An 8,827-nucleotide genomic window follows, 5' to 3' on the forward strand; every position below is an offset into this window, starting at 1 on the left:
GCCGCCGACGCGGCCCGGCGCCGAAAAGCGCGGGTCCCACACGGTCCCGAAGAAGAAGTCCGCGGGCGGAACCATCCGGAAAAACGCGATGGATTCGAAGAGCACCGACAGGACGATGCCTGCCGTGGTGAGGATCGCAACGGTGGAGGCGGCGATGAGACCGAGGGTCATGACGCGCTCGACGGCGTTGCGCGCGCGCGCGCGGGGCGCAATGCTGCGCCGCCCGTACCAGAACCCGCCGATCATCGTCAGCCCGGCAAACAGCGTCAGGAACAGATGGCTGTTGGCGCCCAAGCGCTCATCCAGTATCGCCGCCTGCAGCATGTAGGGCTTGGCGTCGGACCCGACCAGAACGCCCTTCGAGCGCATTGCGTCCTGCACCGTCATCGCGCCGGAATTGATCTGCTTGAAATCTTCTTCGTTGAGCTGCGTCACGCCACGGGAGATCTGCTCGACCGTGGTCATGACCAGGGACACGCTATCGCCCGATGCGGTTGCCGCCTCGGGCAGAGAATTCGTCACCGCCCAGCGCACCACCAGCGGCGAAACGACCAGCCAGAGCACGATCAGGAAAAAGGCCGGCAGTACCGTCCAGATCACAAGGTGGAAGCCATGATGACCGGGGCGCGAATGGAACTTCTCGGCGGAGGAGGCGGTCATCGTCCTGGCACGCAAGCGGCCATAGAAGAAGGCTGCGACGCCCGCGAGCAGAAGGATCAGAAAAATCACCTGAGTGGTCATTACCGCTCTTCCCGTTATGCATCCCGGAGGGACGCCGGACCTCTTGCGACAGACAAGGCCACGACTGGACTTAGAAACTTCACTTAGCAATTTCCGGCGGAAGCCGGAGGAGGAGCCGGCGCCCGAGGGCGCCGGCTCCCTGGCAGAACCAGGATTACATGGGCTTCATTTCAGCCACGGTTTCCTGAACTTCCTTCAGTTCGTTCGCCGGCAGCGGCACGAGGCCGTATTCGGCAAGCGGGCCGTCGGGGCCGGCCATCGCGTCGCTCATGAAGAACGTCGCATATTCCTTGAGGCCGGGGATCACGCCGACATGGGCCTTCTTCACGTAGAAGAAGAGCGGGCGGGAAACCGGATACACACCCTTGGCAATCGTCTCGACGGAAGGCGTGACGCCGCCCATCGTGGCGACCTTCAGCTTGTCGGTGTTGTTCTCGTAGAAGGAGAGACCGAACACGCCGATGGCCTGCTTGTTCGACTGCAGACGGCCGAGCGTTTCGGTGTAGTCGCCGTCGATGTCGGTGGAGGCGCCATCGGTGCGCAGCTTGATGCAGGCCTTCTGGGCGGCCTTCTTGTCCATGCCGCCATCCTTGTAGATGTCGAAGCCGCCAGCGGCTTCACAACCGGCAAGGATCACCTTGTCTTCGAACACTTCGCGCGTGCCGTGCTTTTCGCCCGGAATGAACGCCTTGATTTCCCAGTCGGGGAAATTCGGGTTGATGTCGGACCATTTCTTGTTCGGGTTGGCGACCATCTTGCCGTCGACCGGAATTTCGTTGGACAGCGCCAGGAACCAGTCCTTCGGCTCGAAAGCGAAAGAGGGGCCGTTCACGTCGGAAGCGAAGACGATACCGTCATAGCCGATCTTGACCTGGACGATTTCCTTCACGCCGTTGGCGGCGCAAGCTTCGATTTCCTTTTTCTTGATCGCGCGGGACGCGTCGGCGACGTCGATATATTCTTCGCCGATGCCCTGACAGAACTGCTTCAGGCCGGCGGAGGAGCCACCGGATTCAACGACGGGCGTCTTGAAGTTCGGGAACGCCGAACCGAACTGCTCGGCCACGATCGTGGCGTAGGGCAGCACCGTCGACGAACCGGCGATCGAAACCTGGTCGCGCGCCTGGGCAACGCCCGCTACGCCGAGAGTGGCGACGACAACGGTCGCAGCCATCGTCAGATTCTTGAGTTTCACGATTAATCTCCAGTCTGTGAGAGCCGGACACGGGGAGCCGGTAGGAGGCCTCCCTCTTTGCCGCAGCTGTTCTTACCTTCAGGCGTGGCGGACGCTAGAAGCGACTGACTAAGCGTTTACGACGCTTACGTGACACTTTTTTGAATGTGACGGTGGAGACGCACGGAAACCCTCGGATTCCCACGAATCCGAATGTGAAATAATTACAAATCCAGAAATGAAAACAGGCTATTGGGCGGCCTGAACGCTCGCAGATGCGTCATTTTGGGCCGTGGCGTCATCGGCCTCTTCCGAGGGCCCGGCCGGAGCGCCCTGCCCGCTCTCGGCGACGGGAATCTGGACCAGGAAGGTCGTTCCCTTGCCGATTTCGCTCTCGATGGAGAGCGTGCCCTGATGCCGGTTCACGATATGCTTGACGATGGCAAGGCCAAGACCGGTGCCGCCACGGGCCCGGGAGGTCGCCGCGTCGACGCGGTAGAAACGCTCGGTCAGGCGCGGAATATGCTCGCGCGCAATGCCAGGCCCGAAATCCCGGACCGTCAGGCGGACGACATCGCGGCTGCCTTTGGTTTCCCTGGACAGGCCGATTTCGATTCGCTTGCCCGATTGCGCATAACGCAGTGCATTGTCGACGAGGTTCTGGATGATCTGGGCCAGCTCGTCGCGCTCCCCCCTGACCGGCGGCAGGGTGGCGGGGGCGGAGGCGACAAGCTCCACGCCCGAATCGCGCGCGATCGGCGTCAGCGCGTCCATCACGTCTTCTACCACGCCCTGCAGGCTCACAAGCTGATCAGGCAGCACATGCTCGCGCAGTTCGATGCGGGACAGGGAAAGCAGGTCGTCGATCAGGCGGCGCATGCGCTGCGCCTGATCGCTCATGATCCCGAGGAACTTCTCGCGCGCTTCCGGGTCGTCCTTCGCATGGCCGCTCAGCGTGTCGATGAACCCCGACAACGAGGCCAGAGGCGTTTTCAGCTCGTGGCTGGCATTGGCCACGAAGTCCACCCGCATGGATTCCACACGCTTGGCCTCGGTGAGATCGTGAAGCAGCACCAGCACGAGAAAATTCTTCCGCGGTCCCGGCCCGGCGCTTTCCGTTTCGATCGGGGTGACGAAGGCGTTGAAATGACGCTCGATAGGTACCGGCAGCGTGTATTCGACCGAGCAGGCCGGGCCGCCCTTGAGGACCGATTCAATACAGGAAATGAGCGGGGCATTGCGCAGCACGGTCGCGACATGCTTGCCGACCGCCTGTTTGACGACCAGCGGCTCCGCCGCGCTGTTGCGCAGCAGGACGCGGCCTGCACCGTCGAGAACGATCAGCGGATCGGGCAGGCGGTCGAGGATGGTGAGGGAGGGACCGCTGCCAAGCGGGGTGGCGCGCTTTTCGCCGGACGCGCCAGCCACCCGGACGGGGCGGGTCTCGCCGGCAATCGCGGCCCGCGCCAGAACGACGATGAGGAGAAAACCATATGCGGCAAGCGCCGCGGCAGCATGAATGGCCCCGCCGAGATAAAGCAGGCCGAATGCAACGGTGGCCGCGGCGATAAAGGTTCGCGCACCGGACCAATGCGTCATGTATTGCCGCATCGCCATCCGGCCCCTATCGGCCTCTTCCTGCTCCGGGGGCACTACCACCGGTTTTCCATCCCCATAAATTCATTCGTAGACGGTTTCGTTCGCAGACGGCGAATCACCGTGTGATTCATCATAACATCAGGCGCCGAAATCCCAGCTCGCGCCTTCCTGATAGCATTTGAGAACATTCTTCGCGATGACAATACGATGAACTTCATCCGGCCCGTCGGCGAGGCGAAGCGTGCGCGCGCCCATATACATGCCGGAAAGAGGTGTGTCGCCTGAAACGCCCAGCGCGCCATGCACCTGGATGGCGCGGTCCACCACGCGCTCGAAGGCGGCGGGCACAAAGATCTTGATCGCCGAAATATCCGTACGCGCATCGCCTCCGGCTTCCATCTGATGGGCGCAATGCAGGGTCATCAGCCGGGCGGACTGGATGTCCATATAACTGTCGGCGATGAAGCCCTGAATGAACTGCTTGGTCGCAAGCGTGCCGCCATGCACTTCGCGCGTCATGGCCCGTTTGCACATGAGGTCGAAGGCGCGCCACATCTGGCCGATCGAGTTCATGCAGTGAAAGACGCGGCCCTCGCCCAGCCGGTCCTGGGCGGCCTGATGGCCGGTGCCGGTGCGCCCGAGTTGGTTTTCAAGCGGCACACGGACATTTTCGTACCTAATTTCACAATGGTCGCCATTGGTATGTCCCCAGACGGGGACGGAGCGGATGATGTTCACGCCGGGCGTATCCATGGGCACGATGATCTGGGTCATCTTGTCCTTGGTGCCGCCCTTGCCGTCATCCTGCTCGGTGCGGCACATGACGATGGCGATGTCGGCGCGGCGCCCGTTGGAGGTGAACCATTTATGGCCGTCGATCACCCAGTGATCGCCGTCCTTCACCGCGCGTGTCTGGATGGCATAGGGGTTGGAGCCGGGCTGATCCGGCTCGGTCATCGAAAAGCAGGATTCGATCTCGCCCGCGACGAGCGGCTCCAGCCATTTCTTCTTCTGCTCGGACGTGCCGTATTTCAGCAGGATCTTCTGATTGCCGGAATTGGGCGCGACGACGCCAAAAAGGCGCGCGGAGAAGGGGCTCCAGGCCATAACCTCGTTCATATAGGCATGGGCGAGAAAGCCGATCCCCATGCCGCCATACTCCTCCGGCAGGTGCGGCGCCCACAGACCGAGTTCCTTCACCTTGTCCCGGATGCCGGCGCGAACGGCCTCGGCCTCATCGCCGCCCTTATAAAGAACCGGTTCGGCCGGAATGATCTCCTCGTTCACGACCTTTGCCGTCATGAGCCGGATATCGTTGATCCGGTCGTCGAGCCCGGCGATGGGTTTGATGTCCATTTTCGTCTCCTCCCCTTATTCGTTGGCGGCATTCTAGGGGGAGAAGGGTCGGTTCGGCCAACCGCAACACATGAATACAAGCAACCACGTGAAAGCGGGCGGCAAATCGCGTAGTGTCAGCCGGTTTCGAAATCAACTGGAGAGCGAATAGCCCATGACGGAGATTGCCGGAAAAGTCGCCACCATCACCGGCGCCGCGAGCGGGATCGGACGCGCCACCGCCATCGCACTCGCCCGGGAAGGGGCTACGATCTGCGCCTCGGATCTCGACCGGGAGGGGCTTGCGGAGACCGCGAAACGGATCGAGGCGGAGGGCGGCAAGGTTTCGACCTATCTCCTCGACGTGGCGGACAAGGATGCCGTTTTCGCCTTCGCGCAGGATATCGAAACGAGCCATGGCGGCGCGGATATCGTCATCAACAATGCCGGCGTCGCCCAGATCGCCAAGGTCGAGGAGCTGGCCTTCGACGATTTCGAATGGGTGATGAATATCGACTTCTGGGGCATGGTCTATGGCACCAAGGCCTTCCTGCCTCAGCTACAGGCCAAGGGCGCAGGGCACATCGTGAATGTGTCGAGCATTTTCGGCATCATCTCCGTGCCGTCTCAGGCGGCCTACAACTCGGCAAAGTTCGCCATTCGCGGTTTCACCGAGGCGCTGCGCCACGAACTTCAGCGTACGGATATCAAGGTCTCCTGCGTCCATCCGGGCGGCATCAAGACCAATATCGTGCGCAATGCGCGCTTCCTGCAGTCCACCCAGGCGACGGCGCGGGAGGAAGCGGCCTCCGGTTTCGACAAGATCGCGCGCACGACGCCGGACCGCGCCGCGCAGGTCATCCTCAAGGGCATCCGCAAGGACAAGGGCCGCATCCTGATCGGCATGGACGCACATCTCGTCGACTGGATACAGCGGCTGATGCCGGCTTCCTATGGCAAGATCATGTTCCGCAAGGAAATGGGGCTGGAAGACATCTAAGCCTCCCTAAGCCCACTAAGCCCCTAACACTCAAGCCCGGGCGCGTTGCGTGCTATCGAGGCAGGTCGCGCGCCAGTGCACGGCGGGCCGATCGCTCGAAAGCGGGATCGAGATAGGGCGCCAGAATGTCGAATAGCTGGCTTGCGCCATCGGCCATATCTTCATGTTCGATGGCGCGTTTGCCGGATATCTGCAGAAAGCGGATCCAGTTCATCCAAATCAGCCAGGTATTGAGCGCGACGGACCGCAACCCGCCGCGCCCGCCCGGACGGGTCATGTTGCCGTCCTTCACGAGCTGGCCGGCGATCCGCTCCAGCTCGCCGATCCCCCAGTCCTGAAGAGCGCGATAGCGGGCGGCGAGCACATCGTCCCGGCGCAGAAGCCCCAGCAGGCCGCCGAAGAAAAACCGGTAGCGCCACGCCAGATCGAAACTCCGCAGATAAAAGGCGGCAAATCGCGCCGGCGAAATCGGCGGGCCGACATCCTCGACGAGCACCGCGCGCAGTTCCTTGTCCAGCTCATCGAACAACACCCGGACGATCTCTTCCCGGTTGCCGAAGTGGTAGTAGAGATTGCCGGGGCTGATCCCCAGCTCCCCGACAATACGCGTTGTCGTGCCGGCTGCCGCGCCTTCCTCGTTCATGAGGGTGAGGCTCAATTCCAGAATGCGTTCGCGATTGCTCATGCCTTTTCATACTACCCGCACGCGGCGGCTCCAAGGCTTGACACCCCGATGAATTAGAGCAAATACTCTAATTAGATTGTTTGCTCTATTTTGCGGGAGGGGGACGACATGAGCGCCGAAACGCGCATGACAATCCGGCGGATGGGCTTTGCCTTTCCGCCGGCCATGAAAGGCCACTGGAACCGCAAGCGGCCCGAGTTCTCGCAGATCGTCAACGCGGCCTCGCTCGCCATGCCCTATCTGGAGCCCTATCTCATCCGCACCATGCGCGAGGCCCGGCCGCTGTTGCGCGACGACGCGATGCGGCGGGACCTCGACTCCTATGTGGCGCAAGAGGCAACGCATTTCCGGCAACACCGGAAATTCAACGATGAGCTGAAAGCCCGTGGCTACACGTCAATCGGCGCGCTGGAAGCAAAGATCGACGTCTCCTATGCGGATATCGAGGCGACGCATTCTCTCGCCTTCAACCTCGCCTATGCGGAAGGGTTTGAATCGATGGCGCTCGCGATCGGCCAAATGCTCGTCGAGGATCGCGACTATCTGTTCGGCGGAAGCGAGAGCGGCGTCGCCTCGCTGGTGCTTTGGCATTTCGTGGAGGAAATCGAGCACAAGAATGTGGCCTATGACGTTTTCGATCATGTGGCGGGCGGGTATTTCCGGCGCATCCATGGCTTCCTCTACGCCACGGCGCATATCTTTCTGCTGACGCGACGCGGATACCAGACCCTGCTCAGGGAAGACCGGCTCTGGCATGACCTGAAATCGCGTTTGCGCCTCGCCGGATTGCTGCTGCGTATTTTCCGCAAACTGACGCCCAGGCTCCTGCGCATCCTCGTTCCCGGATACACGCCCAGGCAAGTGCCCGATCCGGATTGGGCACTGGCATGGGCAGAGCTTTTTTCGACCGATCAGAACGCCGCGGGGCGGCTCGACACCGATCAGCTTCGGCGGCCCGCGCCCGTGCCGCTTGGCGTATGAGGAGAAAAAGGATGGACGCTTCCCTGCAAACCACCGCCGCGACGATGAAAGACCGCATGCGCGGCCTCCTGTTTTTCAACGGCGTCGCGCTCCTCGCACTGGCGATCGTCATTGGCTGGGTCTGGTTCTTCGCCCTGCTGGGCAGGATCGTCCTGTGGCCGCTTCCGATCGATATTCCGGTTTCCCTGCCGGACGATTCGAGAGCCTGGCGCATGGCGCATATGGAAGCGATCACACAGGGGCTGATGCTGATGGCTTTCGGGATCGGCGGACAGTTCATGCGTCTGACGCCGCGACTGTTCACCTGGTTCTTCTGGTCGGCGCTGGTTACGGCATGGCTTTTCACCGTGCCCGCCATCTTCAATGCGATTTTCGGCACCCGCGGGCTTGCCTTTGGCGGCGGCCCCTTTGACCCCGGGCTTGCCAACGACATCATCTATCTCTTCGGCTGGCCGCCCGTTCTCGCCGTCCACATCATGCTGGGGCTCGCGCTTTATGGCGTGTGGCGGTACATTTCAGATCGATAGCCGGCATTCGACAGGCCGGTCTTCGATGCTGCACATCCCATCAAAACCGGGCAAGGAAGCAGAATGATCGTCGTGACGGGCACGTTCAAAATCGCCGAGGCAAGCCGCGAAAAAGCCGCCGGCATCGCCGCCACCATGGCGCGGGCCACACGCGAGGAACCGGGCTGCATCGCCTATGGTTTCTACGAAGACATCGAAACGCCCGGCCTCTTTCGTATTTACGAGGAATGGAAGGATGAGGCAGCATTGGCCTCCCATTTCGAACAGCCTCACATGGCCGCCTTCGGCAAGGCGATGGCCGATGTCGAGGTTCTTTCGGTAGAGACGAAGAAATTCGAGGCCGGTCCCGCCGGACCGGTTCGCGGCTAGGAGAAACACTCCCGATGGAAGAACAGATCGGCCCCGCCTCCCGCATCTATTTTTCGCAACGGCTGCGCCTCCACTATGTCGACTGGGGAAATGACGGCGCTTCGCCCATGCTGATGATCCATGGCGGGCGCGACCATTGCCGCAACTGGGACTGGACGGCGCAAGCGCTGCGCGACGAGTACCACATCATCGCACCTGATCTGCGCGGGCATGGCGACAGCGACTGGATGCTGGGCAGCACCTATCAGATGAACGATTATGTCTATGACATTGCACAGCTCATCCATCAGAAAGATCTCGCGCCGCTGACCATCGTCGCACATTCCATGGGCGGCGCGGTGGCGCTGCGCTATACGGGGCTTTATCCGGAAAATGTGAAGAAGCTCGTCGTCATCGAAGGGCTCGGCCCCTCGCCC

Annotated in this window: 10 protein-coding genes; 5 read left to right on the forward strand and 5 right to left on the reverse strand. The window is 61.7% G+C overall.

Going from position 1 to position 8,827, the window contains the following annotated elements; translation table 11 throughout:
- The 4 genes from CMI59_RS04940 to CMI59_RS04955 all read right to left on the reverse strand — a co-directional run.
- A partial coding sequence (locus tag CMI59_RS04940) for a phosphate ABC transporter permease family protein (protein ID WP_293325538.1) occupies window positions 1–741 on the reverse strand: 741 nt, incomplete at its 3' end.
- A gap of 154 nt (window positions 742–895) precedes the next feature.
- Window positions 896–1,915, reverse strand: a complete 1,020-nt coding sequence (locus CMI59_RS04945; RefSeq protein ID WP_293325562.1) for a substrate-binding domain-containing protein — start codon at window positions 1,913–1,915, stop codon at window positions 896–898.
- Between the two features lie 249 nt (window positions 1,916–2,164).
- Window positions 2,165–3,574, reverse strand: a complete 1,410-nt coding sequence (locus CMI59_RS04950) for an ATP-binding protein (RefSeq protein WP_293325540.1) — start codon at window positions 3,572–3,574, stop codon at window positions 2,165–2,167.
- Window positions 3,575–3,652: 78 nt separating this feature from the next.
- Window positions 3,653–4,870, reverse strand: coding sequence for an acyl-CoA dehydrogenase family protein (locus CMI59_RS04955; protein WP_293325543.1), 1,218 nt, complete (start codon window positions 4,868–4,870; stop codon window positions 3,653–3,655).
- Window positions 4,871–5,024: 154 nt separating this feature from the next.
- Between CMI59_RS04955 and CMI59_RS04960 the strand changes: the two genes are divergently transcribed.
- Window positions 5,025–5,849, forward strand: a complete 825-nt coding sequence (locus tag CMI59_RS04960; RefSeq protein ID WP_293325546.1) for an SDR family NAD(P)-dependent oxidoreductase — start codon at window positions 5,025–5,027, stop codon at window positions 5,847–5,849.
- 52 nt (window positions 5,850–5,901) lie between these two features.
- Here CMI59_RS04960 and CMI59_RS04965 read toward each other — a convergent pair whose 3' ends face one another.
- Window positions 5,902–6,534 (reverse strand): TetR/AcrR family transcriptional regulator, encoded by a 633-nt coding sequence (locus CMI59_RS04965; protein WP_293325549.1) that lies wholly within the window; start codon window positions 6,532–6,534, stop codon window positions 5,902–5,904.
- Window positions 6,535–6,642: 108 nt separating this feature from the next.
- Here CMI59_RS04965 and CMI59_RS04970 point away from each other — a divergent pair, with 108 nt between their 5' ends.
- The 4 genes from CMI59_RS04970 to CMI59_RS04985 all read left to right on the forward strand — a co-directional run.
- Window positions 6,643–7,515 (forward strand): metal-dependent hydrolase, encoded by an 873-nt coding sequence (locus CMI59_RS04970; RefSeq protein WP_293325551.1) that lies wholly within the window; start codon window positions 6,643–6,645, stop codon window positions 7,513–7,515.
- Between the two features lie 11 nt (window positions 7,516–7,526).
- Window positions 7,527–8,042, forward strand: coding sequence for a hypothetical protein (locus CMI59_RS04975; protein WP_293325554.1), 516 nt, complete (start codon window positions 7,527–7,529; stop codon window positions 8,040–8,042).
- 63 nt (window positions 8,043–8,105) lie between these two features.
- Window positions 8,106–8,411, forward strand: coding sequence for a putative quinol monooxygenase (locus CMI59_RS04980; RefSeq protein ID WP_293325556.1), 306 nt, complete (start codon window positions 8,106–8,108; stop codon window positions 8,409–8,411).
- A 14-nt stretch (window positions 8,412–8,425) separates the two neighbouring features.
- The coding region (locus CMI59_RS04985) for an alpha/beta hydrolase (RefSeq protein ID WP_293325559.1) at window positions 8,426–8,827 on the forward strand (402 nt) is incomplete at its 3' end.

The organism is Parvibaculum sp. (assembly GCF_002684405.1).
Lineage (GTDB): Bacteria > Pseudomonadota > Alphaproteobacteria > Parvibaculales > Parvibaculaceae > Parvibaculum.